Source organism: Pseudomonas sp. HS-18 (assembly GCF_020401845.1).
Taxonomy (GTDB): Bacteria; Pseudomonadota; Gammaproteobacteria; order Pseudomonadales; family Pseudomonadaceae; genus Pseudomonas; species Pseudomonas nitroreducens.
The window spans coordinates 146,537-166,988 of record NZ_CP084413.1 but is presented as its reverse complement, the minus strand read 5'-3'; the positions used below and the strand labels follow the sequence as shown (position 1 = coordinate 166,988).

Sequence of the window (20,452 nt, the reverse complement as noted above, 5' to 3'; positions counted from 1 at the left end):
CGAGGAGCCCCTCTCCCTAGCCCTCTCCCTGAAGGGAGAGGGGATTGTTCGGTATGAAGCGTGGGCTGCAAGGCACGCCGGCAGTCACTCTAAGGTGACTCGTCGCGGCATGCCTTCTCGCGTGCCCGCGCGCTCAGTGGGCGTGCGGCTGACCGTCCTTGAGCTCGATCTCGATGAAGGCCACTTCGTGATCGCACGGGTTGATCACGTTGTGCTCCGTACCGATCTGGCGGGTGTAGCTCTGGCCCAGGACCAGCGGCGCGCGCCGCTCGCCCTCGGGGGTTTCCAGCAGCAGCTCGCCGTTGGTCACCGGGACCACGACGTACTCCATGCCGTGACGGTGCCAGCCGGTCTCGGCACCGGGAGCGAAACGCCACTCGGTGACCAGGACCTTGTCGTTGTCGATCTGTACCGTCGGGACGGCCTTCGGACGCTCGCTCACTTACGCTACACCATTGAGGGCGTCGCCGACGGCGCTGAACAGGCGGTCCAGATCCTCGGGCTTGGCGTTGAAGGTCGGGCCGAACTGCAGGGTGTCGCCGCCAAAGCGCACGTAGAAGCCTTCTTTCCACAGCTTCATGCTGGCTTCGAACGGACGCACGATGGCGTCGCCGTCACGGGCGCCGATCTGGATGGCGCCGGCCAGGCCGCAGTTGCGGATGTCGACGACGTTCTTCGCGCCTTTCAGGCCGTGCAGGGCCTTCTCGAAGTGCGGAGCCAGTTCCAGGGACTGCTGGATCAGGTTTTCTTTTTCCAGCAGGTCCAGCGCGGCGAGACCGGCGGCACAGGCGACCGGGTGCGCGGAGTAGGTGTAGCCATGGCCGAACTCGACGGCATACTCCGGCAGGTTCTGGCCCATGAAGGTGTCGTAGATTTCGCTGCTGGCAATCACCGCGCCCATGGGGATGGCGCCGTTGGTGACCTGCTTGGCGACGTTCATGATGTCCGGCTTCACGCCGAAGAACTCGGCGCCGGTGGCCTTGCCCATGCGGCCGAAGGCGGTGATCACTTCGTCGAAGATCAGCAGGATGTTGTGCTGGTCGCAGATTTCGCGCAGGCGTTGCAGGTAGCCCTTCGGCGGCACCAGCACGCCAGCGGAACCGGACATCGGCTCGACGATGACGGCGGCGATGTTGGAGGCGTCATGCAGCTCGATCAGCTTGAGCAGTTCGTTGGCCAGCTCGACGCCGCCCGTCTCGGCCATGCCCTTGGTGAAGGCCAGGCCCGGTTGCAGGGTGTGCGGCAGGTGGTCGACGTCCATCAGCTGGCCGAACATCTTGCGGTTGCCGCCGATGCCGCCCAGGGCGGTGCCGGCGACGTTCACACCGTGGTAGCCACGGGCGCGGCCGATCAGCTTGGTCTTCTGCGCCTGGCCTTTCAGGCGCCAGTAGGCGCGGGCCATCTTGATCGAGGTGTCGGCGCACTCGGAGCCCGAGCCGGTGAAGAACACGTGGTCGAGGCCGGCCGGGGTCAGCTGGGTGATCTTCTCGGCCAGCTTGAAGGACAGCGGGTGGCCGTACTGGAAGGCCGGGGAGTAGTCGAGGGTGGTCAGCTGCTTGGCCACCGCGTCGGCGATTTCCTTGCGCGAGTGACCGGCGCCGCAGGTCCACAGGCCCGACAGGCTGTCATAGATCTTGCGGCCCTTGTCGTCCACCAGCCAGCTGCCTTCCGCGGCGACGATGATGCGCGGGTCTTTGTGGAAGTTGCGGTTGGCGCTGAAGGGCATCCAGTGGGCCTTCAGGTTCAGTTCGCTGGCCACCGACGGGGTGACGTTCACTTGCTGGTTCATGCAGCTTGTCCTCGAAGACAGTCTTGTTGGGCGCGCAGGCCGCGGCGGGCCTGGCGCGATGACAGTAGATTGGGCCTGACTTAACGTGAGTTAAAGCTTATTCTTCTTACGTTCAGTTTCGGATTGGTAAAACTAAAATGGCGAAACAACGGGCGCCTTCCCTGGGCCAGGTCAGCGATTTCGAGATCCGCCTGCTGCGCATCTTCAAAACCATAGTCGAGTGCGGCAGCTTCTCGGCCGCCGAGAGCACGCTGGGCATCAGCCGCTCGGCGATCAGCCTGCACATGGGCGACCTGGAAAAGCGCCTGGGCATGCGCCTGTGCCAGCGCGGCCGGGCAGGTTTCGCACTGACCGACGAGGGCCGCGAGGTCTACCGCGCCACGCAATCGCTGTTGGCGGCGCTGGAGGGCTTCCGCGCCGAGGTCAACGAGCTGCACCAGCACCTGCGCGGCGAGCTGAACATCGGCATCATCAACAACCTGGTGACCCTGCCACAGATGCGCATCACCCATGCCCTGCGCGCGCTGAAGGCCAGCGGGCCGGGGGTGCGGATCAATATCGGCATGACCACGCCCAACGAGATCGAGCTGGGAGTTCTCGACGGGCGGTTGCATGTCGGCGTGGTGCCGCTCATCAGTCCGCTGTCGGGGCTGGAATACTCCTCTTTATACGAGGAGCGTTCGCTGCTGTTCTGCAGCCAGGAGCACCCGCTGTTCGAGCGCGACGATGCGGGCATCACCGTGCAGGAAATCCACGCCTGCGACGCAGTGGCGCCAAGTTACCGCATCCCGGCCGAGGCGCAGGAGCGCCACCAGGAACTCTCCGGCAGCGCCACGGCCTCGGACCGCGAGGGCATGGCCTTCCTGATCCTCACCGGCAGCTACATCGGCTACCTGCCCGACCATTACGCCGCCGACTGGGTCGCCCAGGGCCGCCTGCGCGCGCTGCGGCCGGAGCGCTTCCACTACGACATCCCGCTGACCGTGGTGACCCGCAAGGGCCGCCGGCCGAACCTGGTGCTGGAGCGGTTTCTCGAGGCGGTGGCGCAGAGTCGCTGAGCCTGACACTTTCAGGGGCACGGCAGGCCTGCGGCCCCTCACCCTAACCCTCTCCCGGAGGGAGAGGGGACTGATCGGCGCAGGATGAATCCACGGTGTCCGCCGGCACGATCGGCTCCCTCTGGGAGAGGGCTGGGGTGAGGGTGTTTTTGACTTGATCGGAACAGGCAGGGCACGCACAAGGCACCTCCTGCCTATCCAATTTGTCGCCCCAGCCACCAAAAATCCTATACCCCCTCCCCTGCAGCCCGCGGGCCGCGGGGTTTGCGTGGGTGCAGCTTTTCCCTAGCCTGCGACTACAAAAAACATAATTTCGCTATTCCCAGCCTCTGAACAGAATGCGGCCAACACCTCCTCCCTAGCCGCAACAAGAACAAACGTGATCAGAGTCTGAGGAAGCAAGCCATGACCGACCTGAATCCAGGCGCCTTCGGCAAGAAGTCGCTTGATAACCTGGAAATCGACACGCTGGTCGTTGGCGCCGGACAAGCCGGCGTGGCCATGAGCGAGCACCTGACCCAACAGGGCGTGCCGCACATCGTGCTGGAAAAGAGCCGCATCGCCGAAGCCTGGCGCACCGGACGCTGGGACTCGCTGGTCGCCAACGGCCCGGCCTGGCACGACCGCTTCCCGAACATGGAATTCCCGGTCGGCCCGGACGACTTCCCGCACAAGGAGCAGGTGGCGGATTACTTCGTCGCTTACGCCAAGCAGTTCAACGCGCCGATCCGCACCGGCGTGGAAGTGAAGAAGGTCACCCGCAACGAAGGCCGCCCCGGCTTCACCGTGGAAACCTCCGAAGGCACGATCCAGGCCCTGCGCGTCGTCTCCGCCACCGGCCCGTTCCAGCGCCCGGTGATACCGGCCATCGCGCCGAAGGACGAAGGCCTGTACCAGATCCACTCGGCCAAGTACTACAACCCGCAGCAGCTGCCCGAAGGCGCCGTGCTGGTGATCGGCGCCGGCTCTTCCGGCGTGCAGATCGCCGACGAGCTGAACCGCGCCGGCAAGAAGGTCTTCCTGTCGGTGGGCGCCCATGACCGCCCGCCGCGCTCCTACCGCAACCGCGACTTCGTCTGGTGGCTGGGCGTGCTCGGCCTGTGGGACGCCGAGGAAGTGCAGCCGGGCCGCGAGCACGTGACCATCGCCGTGAGCGGTGCCCGTGGTGGCGAGACCATCGACTTCCGTCGCCTGGCCAACGAGGGCATCACCCTGACCGGCCTGACCAAGGCCTTCGCCGACGGCAAGGTGAGCTTCCAGGACGACCTGGTGGCCAACCTGAAGGCCGGCGATGACAACTACCTCGGCCTGCTCGACGCCGCCGACGCCTACATCGAGCGCAACGGCCTCGACCTGCCGCTGGAGCCGGAGGCCCGCAAGGTCTACGCGGACGCCGAGTGCATTCGCCATCCGATCCAGGAGCTGAACCTCGCCGACGCCGGTATCACCGCGATCATCTGGGCCACCGGCTACGCCGTGGACTTCAACTGGCTGCAGGTGAATGCCTTCGACGACAAGGGCAAGCCCAAGCACCAGCGCGGCGTCTCCCGCGAGCCGGGCGTGTACTTCGTCGGCCTGCCGTGGCTGTCCCGTCGCGGTTCCACCTTCATCTGGGGCGTGTGGCACGACGCCAAGCATGTGGCCGGCCACATCGCCACCCAGCGCCGTTACGTCGAATATCAGGACGCCTCGCAGCGCGAAGGCTCCTCCGTTCAGAAAGCCGCATCCTGGGAGTAAGAGATGCCTACCCATACTCGCATCCGCATGTTCAACACCAAGGACACCTACCCGAACCAGACCCTGGACAACGACCTCTGCCAGGCCGTGCGTGCCGGCAACACCGTGTACGTGCGCGGCCAGGTCGGTACCGACTTCGAGGGCAACCTGGTAGGGCTGGGCGATCCGCGTGCCCAGGCCGAACAGGCGATGAAGAACGTCAAGCAACTGCTGGAAGAAGCCGGCAGCGACCTGTCGCACATCGTCAAGACCACCACCTACCTGATCGACCCGCGCTACCGCGAGCCGGTGTACCAGGAAGTCGGCAAGTGGCTGAAGGGCGTGTTCCCGATCTCCACCGGCCTGGTGGTCTCGGCCCTCGGTCAGCCGCAGTGGCTGATGGAAATCGACGTCATCGCGGTCATTCCGGACTGAAAGCGACTGCGCTAGGCCAGTCAAGGCGGGGCCGTCGCTCGTAACGCTTTCAAGCGTGCAGGCGATGCGGATTTTCCGCATCGCCCTTTGTCGTTTTAGCTAGTAGAACAAGCAAGGAGCCACCATGACCTTCTCCATCGTCGGCCGCTGCGCCGAAACCGGACAATTGGGTATCGCCATCAGCTCCTCGAGCATTGCCGTGGGCGCCCGCTGCCCCTGGGTACGCGCCGGCGTCGGCGCGGTGGCCACGCAGAACATCACCCTGCCGGCCCTCGGCCCGCAGATCCTCGACCAGCTCGAAGCCGGCCTCGAACCCGGCGCGGCGCTGGACAAGGCGCTCTCCAGCAACGGCTATAGCCAGTACCGCCAGGTGACGGTGATCGACCAGCACGGCAAGGTCGCGCTGTTCACCGGTAGCGAAGCGCTGGGCGTGTACAACGCCGTGGCCGGGGAAAACTGCGTGGCGGCGGGCAACCTGCTGTCCTCCCCCGCAGTGATCGAAGCCATGACCCAGGCCTTCGAAGGCGCCAACGGCTGCCTGGCCGAGCGCCTGCTCGCCGCGATGCAGGCCGCGATGGCCGCCGGTGGCGAAGCCGGTCCGGTGCACTCGGCCGCGCTCAAAGTCGTCGGCGACCTGGTCTGGCCGATCGTCGACCTGCGTGTGGACTGGGCGGATGAAGCGCCCATCGATGAGCTGGAAAAACTCTGGGTGGCCTACAAGCCGCAGCTGGAGGACTACCTTGTGCGCGCCCTCGACCCGACCAAGGCACCGAGCTACGGTGTGCCGGGCGACGAGTAACGCCATGCCCCCTGTAGGAGCGAGCTTGCTCGCGAACAGCCTCCGCAGCGGGGCGGGTTCGCGAGCAAGCTCGCTCCTACGAAGAGCCAAAAAGCAGGACCCGACCATGCCTTCCAGCCGTGAAATCCTCGCCGACCTGATCGCCTTCGACACCGTCAGCCGCAACTCCAACCTGGCGCTGATCCACTACATCCGCGACTACCTCGCAAGCCACGGCATCGCCTGCGAGCTGTTTCACGATGCCGAAGGTGGCAAGGCCAACCTCTACGCCACGCTGGGACCGCAGGATCGCGGCGGCGTGTGCCTGTCAGGCCACACCGACGTAGTGCCCACCGACGGCCAGCCGTGGACGGTCCCGCCGTTCGAGCTGACCGAGCGCGATGGCCGTCTTTACGGACGCGGCACGGCGGACATGAAGGGCTATATCGCCTGCGTGCTGGCGGCGGTGCCGGCGTTCCTCGCCCAACCGCTGCGCCTGCCGGTGCACCTGGCCTTCTCCTACGACGAGGAAGTCGGCTGCCTGGGCGTGCGCTCGCTGCTCGCCGCGCTGGAACACCGCGAGCACAAGCCGATGCTGTGCATCATCGGCGAGCCCACCGAACTCAAGCCGGTGCTCGGCCACAAGGGCAAGCTCGCCATGCGCTGCCAGGTACACGGCGCGCCCTGCCACTCGGCCTATGCGCCGCAGGGCGTGAATGCCATCGAATACGCGGCGAAGCTGATCGGCCGCCTCGGCGAGATCGGCACCCGCCTAGCGGAGCCTGCGCGCCACGACCCGCGCTTCGATCCGCCCTATTCCACCGTGCAGACCGGCGTGATCAGCGGCGGCCGCGCGCTGAACATCGTGCCCGCCGAGTGCCAGTTCGATTTCGAAGTGCGCGCGCTGCCCAGCGATGATCCGCAACAGGTCGCCGATGACCTGCGCGCCTTCGCCGAGGCCGAGCTGCTGCCGAAGATGCGCGCGGTGAAGGCCGAGACGGATATCCGCTTCAGCGAACTCTCGGCCTATCCCGCCCTGGTCACCGACCAGCAGGCCCAGGCCGCCGAGCTGATCGCGCTGCTGAGCGGTTCGCGCGACTTCACCACCGTCGCCTACGGCACCGAGGGTGGGCTGTTCGACCAGGCCGGCATTCCCACCGTGGTCTGCGGTCCGGGCAGCATGGACCAGGGCCACAAGCCGGACGAATTCGTCAGCCTGGAGCAGTTGGCCAGGTGCGACGAGATGATGGGGCGGCTGGCGGAGTGGTTGCGCGCCTGAAGCACCGCGCGGTCTAACCGTTTTCGTAGGAGCGGACTGCGTCCGCGATGTGCAACCGGCTTGCTTGGAGCGGCCGGGAATCGATCGCGGATGAATCCGCTCCTACGAGATACCTCCGCACTTGGGCCATCCCTCACCCTAGCCCTCTCCCAAGGGGAGAGGGGACCGTTCGGTGCAGGATGAAACCTTTGCGTCAGTCGGCTCGGACTGCCCCCTCTCCCTGAGGAGCGGGGCGCGCAGCCAGGGTTGGGGTGAGGGGGGAAGATGCAGCGACGGACTATCCAGAGAAGACGGTTGCTCCTACAACAGCCAAACCCCTCACGCTGAGCCGGCCGCACATCTGGTTGGGAACGCACGGGGGCATACCACGGTACGGGCTGTCACGTCGGTTCGCGAGCAAGCTCGCTCCTACAGGGAGCAATTGCTCTTCGTGGGAGCGAGCTTGCTCGCGAACAGTCCCGGCACAGGAATATCAGGCAAACGCCGCGCGCAGCTCGTCCATGCTCGCGAAGTAGTGCGCCGGGCTTTCCGCCATCAGTTCCTCGCGGCTGCCAAAGCCATAGCCGACACCGGCAGCGGACAGGCCATTACGATGGGCGCCGATCAGGTCGTGCTTGCGGTCGCCGATCATCAGCGTCTGCGCCAGGTTCAGCTTCTCGATAGCCAGCAGATGCTCGATCAGCTCCACCTTGTTGGTCCGCGTGCCGTCCAGCTCGCTGCCGTAGATCACTTTGAAGTGTTTGGCGAAGTCGAAGTGGCGGGCGATTTCCGCCGCGAACACGGTCGGCTTGCTGGTGCAGATGTATAGCGCACGGCCCTGGCCAGCGAGCAGTTGCAGGAGCTCGCCGACGCCGTCGAACACCTTGTTCTCGTACAGCCCGGTGTCCTTGAAGCGCACGCGGTAGTGGTTCACCGCCTCCCAGGCACGCGCCTCGTCGAAGTCGTAGGTGCTCATGAAGCACTGCAGCAGCGGCGGGCCGATGAAATGTTCGAGCTGGCGCAGGTCCGGCTCATCGATGCCCAGTTGGGCGAGCGCGTACTGGATCGAGCGGGTGATGCCCTCGCGCGGGTCGGTGAGGGTGCCGTCGAGGTCGAAGAGGATGTTCTGGTAATGCATGGGATCAGCGTCCGGCCGCGAAAGTCGGGCGGGAAGGATACTGTGCATGGCCGCCTGCGCGAAGCGCGGAGCGCCGAACGACACCTCAGGGCGCCGAGCCCTGGCCCTGCCTGAGCACCCGGAAGCCACCGCTGACGCTCACCGGCTCGGCCTCCCCGGCACCATAGGTCTGCACGCTTGAGTCATCGTCTGGCTCGTCCTCGGGTTGTGCCAGGCGGCCGGTCAGGCTGGCCTGGACGCGGGCGCCCAGGTGATCGACGCCGGACATCACCCCGCCCTCCGGATCACGCATCAGCGCCAGCCATTGTTCGTCGAAGGCAGCGTTGATCTCCTTGCGCAGCTGGGTCTCCACCTCGGGCCGTTCCTTGTCGTTGCCGGCCATGCTGAACAGGGTGAAGGCCACCGAGATGACCGAACCGGCGACCTTGCCCGCTGCGCCAGCCACCACGCCGGCGATGCTGCGGTTCTTCAGTTCATTGACCAGCTTGGCGCTGGTGCGCTGCGCCACCGGCGAGACGCCGCTGACCTTGGTGCCGGCGCCGGCCTTGCCGGAGGCGCTGCGAATCTCCTGCATCAGTGCGGCGAAGGCGGGCAGCTTGCCGATGTCCTTGGCGTTCACCACGTCATACAGCGAGGCATCGCGACTGGAGGGCGGGCCGAGGCCGATGGCCGGAACGCCCATCAGGTGTTCATCGAAGGCCTTCTGCGGGATGCCGCGGCGCTGGGGAATTTCCTTCACCGCCACACTCAGCAGTTCGATGTAATGCCGCGTGGCCTTCTCCATTACCGAGTCGGGATCGACCTGTTTAGCCACTGGGACGAGCACCTGCTTGCGGTACTGCTCCTGCAGGTAGGCGGCGAGTTTGTCGACGGTGGGGTCGAGGTCGCCGTGGGAGCCCATCTTGTACCAGGCGACCTTCATGCCCAGCCATTGCTGGGTCCAGTAGCTGGAGAACCAGGGGATGAATTTCTCGTCGGTGCGCTGGTAAACCAGGTCCATCCATTGCTGCATCGCTTCTTCGGCGTAGGCACGGGCCTGGGAAGTGGCGGCCAGGGAGGCGGCACCGATGTCGGCATCGACCTGGCGCCGGGTGGCTTCGGTGAGCGGAGCGGTGGGTGTGGCGGGGTGATGGGCACAGCCGCCCAGCGCCAGCAGAAGCAGCGCAACGACACCGCCACGCCGCCAGGGCGAAACGGTGGAGCAGAAGGAACACAGACTGTTCATGGCCGCCCGCCGGCTCGGCGGCATCCCCGGCGCCGCCCGCTACTGACTTCGGCCGGGCACGCCCTGGCGTCCGGTCACCTTGGCTCAGTATAGGGCGCGAGGTCTGGCGCGGCGGGCCGTCTGGCGGTTTGGCCGGGGCTTGCTCGCGAACCGCCCAACCGAATGAGCACGATCAGAACATGGGCGCAGGTGCGATCATCCGGCAAACCCCTCGGCAATATGCTGATCCTTCAGCTTCACGTAGTTGCCGGCGGTATAGCTGAAGAACGCGCGCTCCTTGTCCGTCAGCGGGCGGGCCTTCTTCACCGGGCTGCCGACATAGAGGAAGCCGCTCTCCAGCACCTTGCCCGGCGGCACCAGGCTGCCGGCGCCGAGGATCACCTCGTCCTTGATCACCGCACCGTCCATCACGATGGACCCCATGCCCACCAGGATGCGGCTGCCGATGGTGCAGCCATGCAGCAGCACCTTGTGCCCGATGGTCACTTCGTCGCCGATGGTCAGCGGGAAGCCGTCCGGGTTGAACGGGCCGGCGTGGGTGATGTGCAGCACGCTGCCATCCTGCACGCTGGTGCGCGCGCCGATGCGGATGCGGTGCATGTCGCCGCGGATCACCACCAGCGGCCAGACCGAGCTGTCGGCGCCGATCTCCACGTCACCGATGACCACGGCGCTGGCGTCGACGAAGACGCGCTCGCCGAGAGATGGCGTTTTGCCCTGATACGAACGAATAGTCACGATAGAGTCTCTCTGGCTGCGAATAGGCCCGATTGTATTTAAGATGGCCGAGTGTTTCTTCAGCCAAGGTGCCACCGTGAGCGCGAATCCTCTTCTGCAGAGCTACGACCTGCCGCCCTTCTCGTCCATTCGCCCCGAACACGTGAAGCCGGCCATCGAGCAGATCCTCGCCGACAACCGCGCGGCCATCGCGCGTATCCTCGCCCAGCAGAACGGCACCCCGACCTGGGCCGGCCTGGTGCTGGCCATGGACGAACTGCATGACCGCCTGGGCAAGGCCTGGAGCCCGGTCAGCCACCTCAACGCGGTGTGCAACAGCGCCGAGTTGCGCGACGCCTATGAAGGCTGCCTGCCGCTGTTGTCCGCCTACTGGACCGAACTGGGCCAGAACTCCGAGCTGTTCAAGGCCTACGAGGCTCTCGCCAGCAGCCCCGAGTCGAAGGGTTACGACGTCGCCCAGAAGACCATCCTCGAACACGCCCTGCGCGACTTCCGTCTGTCGGGTATCGACCTGCCGGCCGACCAGCAGCAGCGCTACGCCGAGATCCAGACGCGCCTGTCCGAGCTGGGCAGCCGCTTCTCCAACCAGTTGCTGGACGCCACCCAGGCCTGGACCAAGCACGTCACGGACGAAGCCGCCCTCGCCGGCCTGACCGACTCGGCCAAGGCGCAGATGCAGGCCGCCGCGCAGGCCAAGGAACTCGACGGCTGGCTGATCAGCCTGGAATTCCCCAGCTACTACGCGGTCATGACCTACGCCGAAGACCGCGCCCTGCGCGAAGAGGTCTACGCCGCGTACTGCACCCGCGCCTCCGATCAGGGCCCGAATGCCGGGCATAACGACAACGGCCCGGTGATGGAGGAAATCCTCGACCTGCGCCAGGAGCTTTCGCACCTGCTGGGCTTCAAGAACTTCGCCGAGCTGTCGCTGGCCACCAAGATGGCCGAGACGCCCGAGCAGGTGCTGAACTTCCTCCGCGACCTGGCCGTGCGCAGCAAGCCCTTCGCCGCCCAGGACCTCGAGCAGCTCAAGGCCTACGCCGCCGAGCAGGGTTGCGCGAACCTGTCGAGCTGGGACGCCAGCTACTTCGGCGAGAAGCTGCGCGAGGCGCGCTACAGCGTGTCCCAGGAAGCCCTGCGCGAATACTTCCCGATCGACAAGGTGCTTGGCGGCCTGTTCGCCATCGTGCAGAAGCTCTACGGCATCCAGATTCGCGAACTGAACGACTTCGAGCGCTGGCACCCGGACGTGCGCCTGTTCGAGATCGAGGAAAACGGCCAGCACGTCGGCCGCTTCTACTTCGACCTCTACGCCCGCGCCAACAAGCGTGGCGGCGCCTGGATGGACGGCGCCCGCGACCGTCGCCGCACCGCCGGTGGCGACCTGCAGGCGCCGGTGGCCTACCTGGTGTGCAACTTCACCCCCGCGGTCGGCGGCAAGCCGGCGCTGCTGACCCACGATGAAGTCACCACCCTGTTCCACGAGTTCGGCCATGGCCTGCACCACCTGCTGACCCGCGTCGAGCATGCCGGTGCTTCCGGCATCAACGGCGTGGCCTGGGACGCCGTGGAGCTGCCCAGCCAGTTCATGGAGAACTGGTGCTGGGAGCCCGAAGGCCTGGCGCTGATCTCCGGCCACTACGAGACCGGAGCGCCGCTGCCGCAGGACCTGCTGGAGAAAATGCTCGCCGCGAAGAACTTCCAGTCCGGCCTGATGATGGTCCGCCAGCTGGAGTTCTCCCTGTTCGACTTCGAGCTGCACGCCACCCATGGCGACGGCCGCAGCGTGCTCGACGTGATCGAGGCGATCCGCGCTGAAGTCGCGGTGATGCGCCCGCCGGCGTACAACCGTTTCGCCAACAGCTTCGCGCACATCTTCGCTGGCGGTTACGCGGCCGGTTACTACAGCTACAAGTGGGCCGAAGTGCTGTCCGCCGACGCCTTCTCGCGCTTCGAGGAAGAAGGCGTGCTCAACCCGGCGACCGGCGCGGCCTTCCGCGACGCGATCCTGGCCAAGGGCGGCTCCCAGGAGCCGATGGCGCTGTTCGTCGCCTTCCGCGGCCGCGAACCGTCCATCGACGCCCTGCTGCGCCACTCGGGCCTCTCCGAGGAGGCGGCGTGATGAGCGAGGTGAAGAAACGCTTCATCGCCGGGGCCGTCTGCCCGGCGTGCAGCGAGCAGGACAAGATCGTCATGTGGGATGTCGACGGGGTGCCGCACCGCGAATGCGTGGCCTGTGGCTACGCCGATACCCTCAACGCCCAGGGCCAGTCGGTGCCGAAAGAGCTGTCCACCCGCGTCAACACCAGCGCGCTGGAAAAGCCCAAGGACCCGAAGGTGCAGGGGGTTCAGTTCTTCCCTAATCCGAAGCTGAAGAAACCGCAGGAATAAGGCTCGACTGAGTCATGGAAAATGCCCCGGCTTGCCGGGGCATTTCTTTTCATAGCACCCAAAGCGCAGCGCGCCAGCACCGGCATCAAGGAACATGGCTGCTGCCCCGTCATAGCATGAGCGCCGATCCCGCTTTACCGGCCAGCCCATGATCGCCATGTCCGGCTAGTCTGTAGGGCATCGCCGCAAGGAGTCCGCCGTGACCCAGACGTCCCCACCGACCCGAAGGAAGCCCTCACGTGCTTGACCGCTTTGGCATGCTGGAGGTGATGCGCGCCTCGCGCCTGACGCAGTTCCCGATCAGCCCCGTGCTGCGCGAAACCCATGGCTTCAAGGGGCGCCTGACCTTCTTCCTGCTGCTGGCTGGCGCGCTGGTCTTCACCTTCGCCGCGCTCGGCCATGACATCCGCGCCAGCGGCACCCACCTGGAGCCTGGCTGGTCAGTGCTGGTACTGGTGGTCGCGTTGCTGATCGCCCTGGGCTTCGAGTTCATCAACGGCTTCCACGACACGGCCAACGCGGTGGCCACGGTCATCTATACCAATGCACTGCCACCCCGATTCGCGGTGGCCTGGTCGGGATTGTGGAATTTTCTCGGGGTGCTCTTTTCCAGCGGTGCGGTGGCCTTCGCCATCGTCTCGCTGCTGCCGCTGGACCTGCTGCTGAAGGTCGATAGCAGCGCCGGGTTGGCGATGATCTTCGCGCTGCTGATCGCCTCGATCCTGTGGAACCTCGGCACCTGGTGGCTGGGGTTGCCGGTGTCCTCGTCGCACACGCTGATCGGTTCCATCGTCGGCATCGGCCTGGCCCACGGCGCCATGGCCGGGCACATCGGCATATCGGGCAACGCCTGGTCGCAGCTGACGACAGTGGGTTACGCACTCTTTCTGTCGCCGGTGGTGGGCTTCTTCGCCGCGTTCGTGCTGCTGCGCGTGATGAGTTCCACCATCCGCAACCGCGCGCTGTTCCATGCACCGGAAGGCCGCACGCCGCCACCCCGATGGATTCGCGCGATCCTCATCCTCACCTGTACCGGTGTGTCTTTCGCCCACGGCTCCAACGACGGGCAGAAGGGCATCGGCCTGATCATGCTGATCCTGATTGCCACCGTTCCCCTGGCATTCGCGGTGGATCGCGCCCATTCCCCGGAGCAATCCCGCCAGTTGCTCGTCCTCATCCAGACCAGCCAGGAGCAATTGCACCGCAGCGGCGGCACGCCTGCGGCGGACCCACGCCAGGCCCTCTTGAGCTATCAGGAAGACGAAGTGGTGCGTCCCGAACTGCTGCCATCGCTGGGCAGCGTGATCGGTGACATCGGTACACGGCTGCAGCGCCACGGACAGTTGGACAAGGTGCCCGCCGAAGCGGTGCAGGACCTGCGCAACGACCTCTACCTGAGCCTGGAAACCATCCGCCTGCTGGACCGCAGCGGCCAGCGCTTCGATCTGGAAACCTGGAGCAGCCTGCAGGCGCTGCGCCATGAGGCCGACCGCACCATCCGCTTCATTCCCGTATGGGTGAAGGTCGCGGTCGCCCTGGCGCTGGGGCTGGGTACGCTGGTTGGCTGGAGGCGCATCGTCACCACGGTGGGCGAAGGCATCGGCAAGACCCCGCTGACTTATGCACAGGGCGCCTCGGCACAACTGGTGGCCATGCTCACCATCGGCGCGGCGGATGGCTTCGGCCTGCCGGTGTCGACCACGCAAGTGCTCTCCTCGGGAGTGGCGGGGACCATGGCGGCCAACGGCAGCGGCCTGCAATGGCCGACCATCCGCAACATGCTGCTGGCCTGGGTGCTGACGCTGCCCGCCGCCATCGGCCTGGCGGCAGGGTTGTACTGGTTATTCACCCAGGTACTTTAGCCACCGCCCGGCAGTTATCACTGGCTGTGGAAAACTCCGTGGATTACTGTATTCATATACAGTAATTCTTCAGAGCTTTCCCACATGTCCACTTCCCTCCCACCCCGCGGCCGGGGCACCGCCAGCAATCCGCACAACCGCTTCGCGCCGACCACCTCGGTGCCTGTGGATAACGATTGGTATGACGAAGTGCCCAAGCCCCAGGTGACCGAAATCCGCACCGAGCGGGCGAAGACGGTGATCTCGCGCAACCAGTCGCCGGACTTGCCCTTCGACCGTTCGATCAATCCCTATCGCGGCTGCGAGCATGGCTGCATCTACTGCTACGCGCGGCCCAGCCATGCGTACTGGGACCTGTCGCCAGGGCTGGATTTCGAGACGAAGCTGATCGCCAAGACCAACGCCGCCGAGGTGCTGGAAGAAGAACTGAGCCGCAAGGGCTATGTCTGCGCGCCGATCAACCTGGGCGCCAACACAGACCCCTACCAGCCCATCGAGCGCCAGCAGCGCCTGACCCGGCAAATCCTTGAAGTGTTGCTGCGCTTCCGCCACCCGGTGACCATCGTCACCAAGGGCTCGCTGATCCTGCGCGACCTCGACCTGCTGGCGGAGCTGGCGAGACAGAATCTGGTCGCCGTGATGATCAGCCTCACCACGCTGGACGATGAGCTCAAGCGCATCCTCGAGCCCCGCGCCGCTGCACCCTCCGCCCGCCTGCGGGCGATCCGCGTGCTGCGCGAGCAAGGCATTCCGGTGGGCGTACTGTGTTCGCCGATGATCCCGATGATCAACGACCGCGAGCTGGAAGCCTTGCTCGAAGCGGCCCACGAGGCCGGCGCCCAGAGCGCCAGCTACATGATGCTGCGCCTACCGCGCGAGGTCGGCCCGTTGTTCGAGGAATGGCTGGCGGCGCACTACCCGCAGCGCGCCAACCACGTGATGAGCCTGATCCGCCAACTGCGCGGCGGGGAAATCTATGACAGCCGCTTCGGCCACCGTTTTCGCGGCGAAGGCCCGTTCGCCGACCTGTTGGCCAAGCGCTTCGAGGTTGCCATGCGCCGCCTGGGATTGGGCCGGCGCGGCAGCTTCAACCTGGACTGCACGGCGTTCGCCCCACCGCGCAGCCAGATGAGCTTGTTCTGACGCTCTAGCGGAAAATTCGACAAGCGCAACGACATCACGGCAACATCGCAATGCCATGATAGCTTGCCGATATCATCTTTAAATTTCGTCGAAACATCATGAAAAAGCTCATTCCAGAGCGTTTTTTTAATTTTGGTTTAATCTTCGTTGTCTAGGGTTTGAGCACAAAGTGACTAACCGGTCACGCCAGTTTTTTTCCCACGCCTGTGTCTTTTCTCCCTGGGGAGAGCGTCGGCTGACGTGGGAAAATTCTTCGTCATTCTTCGAGGCTGATACATGAACGACAAAACGCACGGTGAGGATCACGCCCACGAATCTGCTGACGAGGCGCTGCGCCATATCGTCGAAGGATTCCGCCAGTTCCGCCATGATGTCTTCCCGCAACAGGAAGAGCTGTTCAAGAAGCTGGCCCATGCGCAGAACCCGCGCGCCATGTTCATCACCTGCGCCGATTCGCGCATCGTTCCGGAGCTGATCACCCAGAGCTCGCCGGGTGACCTGTTCGTTACCCGCAACGTCGGCAACGTGGTGCCGCCCTACGGCCAGATGAACGGTGGCGTGTCCACCGCCATCGAGTTCGCGGTCATGGCCCTCGGCGTGCAGCACATCATCGTTTGCGGCCACTCCGACTGCGGCGCGATGAAAGCAGTGCTGGCGCCGCAGACGCTGGAAGGCATGCCGACGGTAAAAGCCTGGCTGCGCCACGCCGAAGTAGCCCGCACCGTGGTCGCGCAGACCTGCGGTTGCGCGACCCAGGAGCATCTGGGTGTGCTGACCGAAGAGAACGTGGTCGCCCAGCTGGATCACCTGAAGACGCACCCGTCCGTGGCCGCGCGCCTGGCGTCCGGCCAACTGTTCATCCATGGCTGGGTGTACGACATCGAAACCAGCGCCATCAAGGCCTACGACGCCCAGGAAGGCCGCTTCCGTGCGCTCGACGGTGAGGGCCCGACCCCGAGCGCGACGCCGCGCCCGCGTTACTCGCCCCAATAAGCGTTCAGCTTCCGTAATGCCCGGGCGCGGCGGCCCAGCAGAACAAACGCCGCGCCCCTTCTCTGATTTGCTCCCTGCCTGAGGCGCACGCTTCCACCGCGTACGCCGTCCCTTTGAATTGCGCGTGTCGATGCGGTCGAGACCGGTGTCGTGGGCTTTCGCGCGCCCGAAAAATGCTCAGGAGAACAGCGCCATGTCGGTTCCCCACTCTGTTCCAAGCGGATTTTCCCAGCTGCGCCAAGTGCTGCCACGCGATCTGCTCGCCTCGGTGGTGGTTTTCCTCGTCGCCCTGCCGTTGTGCATGGGCATCGCCATCGCCTCGGGCATGCCGCCGGCCAAGGGGCTGGTAACCGGCATCATCGGCGGCCTGGTCGTCGGCTTTCTGGCCGGCTCGCCGCTGCAGGTCAGCGGACCGGCGGCGGGGCTCGCCGTGCTGGTCTTCGAACTGGTGCGCGCTCATGGCATGGCCATGCTCGGGCCCATCCTGCTGCTGGCCGGCGCGTTGCAGCTACTGGCGGGAAGGCTGCGCCTGGGCTGCTGGTTCCGCGTGACCTCGCCGGCGGTGGTCTATGGAATGCTCGCCGGCATCGGCATCCTCATCGTGCTGTCGCAGGTCCACGTGATGCTCGACCTCAAGCCCCAGGCATCCGGGCTGGATAACCTACTGGCCTTCCCCTCCGCGCTTTTGTCCGAGGCCAGCGGTTTCGATGCTGCGCTGCTCGGGCTGGGTACCATGATGTGCATGGCGTTGTGGGATCGCTTCAAACCGGGCCGGCTGCGTATGCTGCCCGGAGCCCTGATCGGCGTGAGCCTGGCGACGTTGGCAAGCATCGTCCTGGAACTCAACGTGCTGCGCGTGAGCGTTCCGCAGAACCTTGGCGATGCCATCGACTGGCTGCGCCCCGACGATCTCGGCGCCCTGCTCGACCCGACTATTCTATTGGCCGCCGTGGTGGTCGCCTTCATTGCCAGCGCCGAGACGCTGCTCTCTGCCGCTGCCGTGGACCGCATGCACAGCGGCCCTCGCTCGGACATGGACCGCGAGCTGAGCGCCCAGGGCGTGGGCAACATGCTCTGCGGGCTGGTTGGCGCATTACCGATGACCGGTGTGATCGTGCGCAGCTCGGCCAACGTGCAGGCGGGCGCGCGCAGCCGCGCCTCGGCGATCTTCCACGGGCTTTGGCTGCTGGGTTTCGTCGTGCTGCTGGGCGGGCTACTGCGACAGATACCCATTGCCAGCCTGGCGGGTGTGCTGGTCTACACCGGCATCAAGCTGGTGGACCTCAAGGCGCTGCGCTCGCTGGGGCGCTATGGGCGCATGCCGGTGCTGGTGCATGCGGTGACCGCGCTGGCAATTGTCGCCACCGACCTGCTGACCGGCGTGCTGCTGGGCTTCGCGCTGACGGTACTGAAGCTGGTGTTCAAGGCCGCGCGGCTGAAGATCAACCTGCGCTACGACGATGAAGGCAATGGCGCCGAACTGCGGCTGGTGGGCGCAGCGACCTTCCTCAAGGTGCCGGCGCTGTCCCAGGCGCTGCAGTCGGTGAAGCCGGGAACGCACCTGCGCGTACCGTTGCAGCACCTGAGCTACATCGACCACGCGTGCATGGAGTTGCTCGAAGACTGGGGCCGCAGCGCCGCGGCCAGCGACTGCCGACTGTCCATAGAAGGCAACGGCCTGCGTCGCCGCGTGGAGGGCCGGGTGCGCGCGCTGCAGAGCGCAGGCTGAGCCTCAGTCGCGGCCCAGCTCGAGCTCGACGCCGAACTGCCGCGACAGGCATGGCCACTGCTGCCAGGCCATCACGACCTGCGGGTCGTTGAGGCGGGCGCGGTAGCTGATAGCGGATTCGGCGCTGAAGGTGCTGTCGTCGAGCATGCCGTTGACCGCATGGTGCACCGCTTCATCCAGCTGGTTGGCGAAGGGCTCGCCGATCAGCTGGTGCGCCACCAGGTTGGCCACGGTGGTATCCAGCGGGATCAGCGGCTGGTTGAAGTGGGCGATGTAGCGGTCGTTCACTTCCTCCACCAGGCGGTGGGCGAGGTAGGACTCGTCCAGCAGCGCATCCAGGCCGTCGTGGCCGTCGAGCAGCGCCGGCGGGGTGAGGAAGAACTGTTCGGCGAGCTTGAGCACCGGCTTGATGCGGTCCTCGATGCCGGCCGCTCGCGCCACGGCGTTGGCGGCATCGAGGAAATCCGGCACCTGCTCGATATAGGCATGCACGAAGCGCGTCAGCGTACCGCTGGGGTCCTCGCCGGCCAGGGCGATGCTCGGGTGCAGGCTTTGCAGTTGGCTCTGGATCAGGCGGGCGAGATGCCCATGGCGGGATTCGAGCAGATGGGCATTCCGGATCAGCTCACGCAGTGCAGCGGTGTTCATGACAACTCCAAGACAACGGGTTTGGAAAGTGAAGAAAGACCTTAGCCGCACCCCGGGCGTAGCTAAGACGCGATTGTCATATTCATGAACTGGTTATGCCGACGCGGCATATCAGACGGCCAGCATGGTACTCCAAAGCCGCGCCGCCCGTGGCTTTGAGATCGCACTTCGGTCTTTCAAACACAGTTTTTACTCTGCGTTGTTATGTCGCAACCCGTGGCTATACTCCGCTTCGACACACCGAAAACCTGATGGACCCGGCCTGCCCTGCGTGCTGCCGAGGTAAGACGTCAAAGTAAGTTGTCTTGGCGGTCACTCCCTTGGCCGTTGGCTTGTTCAGGCTCGACCCCTCTGCAATGGGGATCGCAGCCAGGGCGCTTTGCCGGCGGGATAAAAACAACGATAAGGGGAACCCGAATGCTGCGACATCCACGAGTCTGGATGGGCTTCCTTTTGCTCTTGGCTTTCAGTCAGGCAAACGCCGCCTGGACGGTCAACATGGCCCCCGGTGCGACGGAAGTCAGTCGTAACGTCTTCGATCTGCACATGACGATCTTCTGGATCTGCGTCGTCATCGGCATCGTCGTCTTTGGCGCGATGTTCTGGTCGATGATCGTCCACCGCCGATCCACCGGGCAGCAGCCCGCGCATTTCCACGAGAGCACCACGGTGGAAATCCTCTGGACCGTCATTCCCTTCCTGATCCTGGTGGTGATGGCCGTCCCGGCCACCAAGACGCTGATCCACATGTACGACACCTCGGAGCCCGAGCTGGACGTGCAGGTCACCGGCTACCAGTGGAAGTGGCAGTACAAGTACCTGGGCCAGGATGTGGAGTTCTTCTCCAACCTCGCCACGCCCCAGGACCAGATCCACAACAAGGCCGACAAGGACGAGCACTACCTGCTCGAAGTGGACAACCCGCTGGTGCTGCCGGCCGGGGTCAAGGTGCGCTTCCTGGTCACCTCCAGCGACGTGATCCACTCCTGGTGGGTGCCGGCCTTCGCGGTCAAGCGCGACGCCATTCCCGGCTTCGTCAACGAGGCCTGGACCAAGGTCGACCAGCCCGGCGTCTACCGCGGCCAGTGCGCCGAGCTGTGCGGCAAGGACCACGGTTTCATGCCCATCGTCGTCGACGTGAAGTCCAAGCCCGACTTCGACAAGTGGCTGGCCGAGCGCAAGGAAGAGGCGGTCAAGCTCAAGGAGCTGACCAGCAAGGAATGGACGAAGGAAGAGCTGGTCGAGCGTGGCGACAAGGTCTACCACACCATCTGCGCCGCCTGTCACCAGCCTGAAGGCCAGGGCATGCCGCCGATGTTCCCGGCGCTCAAGGGTTCGAAGATCGTCACCGGACCCAAGGAGCACCATCTGGAAACCGTGTTCAACGGCGTACCCGGCACCGCGATGGCGGCCTTCGGCAAGCAGCTCTCGGAAGTCGACATCGCCGCGGTGATCACTTACGAGCGCAACGCCTGGGGCAACAACGACGGCGACATGGTGACCCCGCAGGACGTGGTCGCCTACAAGCAGAAACAACAATAAGGAGGCCGC

General features: G+C 65.3%; 18 protein-coding genes. 12 read left to right on the top strand and 6 right to left on the bottom strand.

Features of this window, described 5'->3' with window-relative positions; all coding sequences use genetic code 11:
• Positions 1-133: 133 nt before the first annotated feature.
• Positions 134-442: a cupin domain-containing protein gene (locus tag LDJ84_RS00765; RefSeq protein ID WP_024763737.1), complete on the bottom strand. Its 309-nt coding sequence runs from the start codon at positions 440-442 to the stop codon at positions 134-136.
• The gene (locus LDJ84_RS00760) at positions 443-1,789 is read right to left on the bottom strand and encodes an aspartate aminotransferase family protein (protein WP_024763736.1); all 1,347 of its coding nucleotides are present in this window, start codon (positions 1,787-1,789) and stop codon (positions 443-445) included.
• 137 nt (positions 1,790-1,926) lie between these two features.
• Between LDJ84_RS00760 and LDJ84_RS00755 the strand changes: the two genes are divergently transcribed.
• The 5 genes from LDJ84_RS00755 (at position 1,927) to argE (ending at position 7,055) form a co-directional block, all read left to right on the top strand.
• Complete coding sequence (locus LDJ84_RS00755; RefSeq protein WP_024763735.1) at positions 1,927-2,847, top strand: LysR family transcriptional regulator; 921 nt, start codon at positions 1,927-1,929, stop codon at positions 2,845-2,847.
• A gap of 405 nt (positions 2,848-3,252) precedes the next feature.
• Positions 3,253-4,584: a flavin-containing monooxygenase gene (locus LDJ84_RS00750; RefSeq protein ID WP_024763734.1), complete on the top strand. Its 1,332-nt coding sequence runs from the start codon at positions 3,253-3,255 to the stop codon at positions 4,582-4,584.
• Positions 4,585-4,587: 3 nt separating this feature from the next.
• Positions 4,588-4,998, top strand: a complete 411-nt coding sequence (locus LDJ84_RS00745) for a RidA family protein (protein ID WP_015474916.1) — start codon at positions 4,588-4,590, stop codon at positions 4,996-4,998.
• 124 nt (positions 4,999-5,122) lie between these two features.
• A complete protein-coding gene (locus tag LDJ84_RS00740; RefSeq protein WP_024763732.1) occupies positions 5,123-5,797 on the top strand; it encodes a DUF1028 domain-containing protein in 675 nt (224 codons plus the stop codon).
• 106 nt (positions 5,798-5,903) lie between these two features.
• Positions 5,904-7,055 (top strand): acetylornithine deacetylase, encoded by a 1,152-nt coding sequence (gene argE / locus LDJ84_RS00735; RefSeq protein WP_226045755.1) that lies wholly within the window; start codon positions 5,904-5,906, stop codon positions 7,053-7,055.
• Between the two features lie 472 nt (positions 7,056-7,527).
• Here the strand turns inward: argE and LDJ84_RS00730 are convergent, their stop codons facing one another.
• The 3 genes from LDJ84_RS00730 to LDJ84_RS00720 form a co-directional block, all read right to left on the bottom strand.
• Complete coding sequence (locus tag LDJ84_RS00730) at positions 7,528-8,172, bottom strand: HAD family hydrolase (protein WP_024763730.1); 645 nt, start codon at positions 8,170-8,172, stop codon at positions 7,528-7,530.
• An 85-nt stretch (positions 8,173-8,257) separates the two neighbouring features.
• A complete protein-coding gene (locus tag LDJ84_RS00725) occupies positions 8,258-9,397 on the bottom strand; it encodes a hypothetical protein (RefSeq protein WP_052239099.1) in 1,140 nt (379 codons plus the stop codon).
• Between the two features lie 195 nt (positions 9,398-9,592).
• Entirely contained in the window at positions 9,593-10,135 is a 543-nt protein-coding gene (locus LDJ84_RS00720) for a gamma carbonic anhydrase family protein (RefSeq protein ID WP_226045754.1), read from the bottom strand.
• Positions 10,136-10,211: 76 nt separating this feature from the next.
• Between LDJ84_RS00720 and prlC the strand changes: the two genes are divergently transcribed.
• The 6 genes from prlC to LDJ84_RS00690 all read left to right on the top strand — a co-directional run bounded on the left by prlC (position 10,212) and on the right by LDJ84_RS00690 (position 18,253).
• Positions 10,212-12,257, top strand: a complete 2,046-nt coding sequence (prlC, locus tag LDJ84_RS00715) for an oligopeptidase A (protein WP_024763728.1) — start codon at positions 10,212-10,214, stop codon at positions 12,255-12,257.
• Entirely contained in the window at positions 12,257-12,526 is a 270-nt protein-coding gene (locus tag LDJ84_RS00710; RefSeq protein WP_024763727.1) for a YheV family putative zinc ribbon protein, read from the top strand. The genes prlC and LDJ84_RS00710 overlap by 1 nt, the downstream gene beginning before the upstream one ends.
• Positions 12,527-12,783: 257 nt before the next feature.
• Positions 12,784-14,388, top strand: coding sequence for an inorganic phosphate transporter (locus tag LDJ84_RS00705; protein WP_024763726.1), 1,605 nt, complete (start codon positions 12,784-12,786; stop codon positions 14,386-14,388).
• 84 nt (positions 14,389-14,472) lie between these two features.
• Positions 14,473-15,531, top strand: a complete 1,059-nt coding sequence (locus LDJ84_RS00700; RefSeq protein WP_084358450.1) for a PA0069 family radical SAM protein — start codon at positions 14,473-14,475, stop codon at positions 15,529-15,531.
• Between the two features lie 276 nt (positions 15,532-15,807).
• Entirely contained in the window at positions 15,808-16,524 is a 717-nt protein-coding gene (locus LDJ84_RS00695) for a carbonic anhydrase (protein ID WP_024763725.1), read from the top strand.
• A gap of 193 nt (positions 16,525-16,717) precedes the next feature.
• The gene (locus LDJ84_RS00690; RefSeq protein WP_226045752.1) at positions 16,718-18,253 is read left to right on the top strand and encodes a SulP family inorganic anion transporter; all 1,536 of its coding nucleotides are present in this window, start codon (positions 16,718-16,720) and stop codon (positions 18,251-18,253) included.
• 3 nt (positions 18,254-18,256) lie between these two features.
• On the opposite strand, the gene LDJ84_RS00685 is transcribed toward LDJ84_RS00690, so the two are convergent.
• On the bottom strand, positions 18,257-18,901 hold the full coding sequence (locus tag LDJ84_RS00685) for a hypothetical protein (protein ID WP_024763723.1): 645 nt from the start codon (positions 18,899-18,901) through the stop codon (positions 18,257-18,259).
• A gap of 417 nt (positions 18,902-19,318) precedes the next feature.
• Between LDJ84_RS00685 and coxB the strand changes: the two genes are divergently transcribed.
• Positions 19,319-20,443, top strand: coding sequence for a cytochrome c oxidase subunit II (coxB, locus tag LDJ84_RS00680; protein ID WP_226045751.1), 1,125 nt, complete (start codon positions 19,319-19,321; stop codon positions 20,441-20,443).
• Positions 20,444-20,452 lie beyond the last annotated feature (9 nt).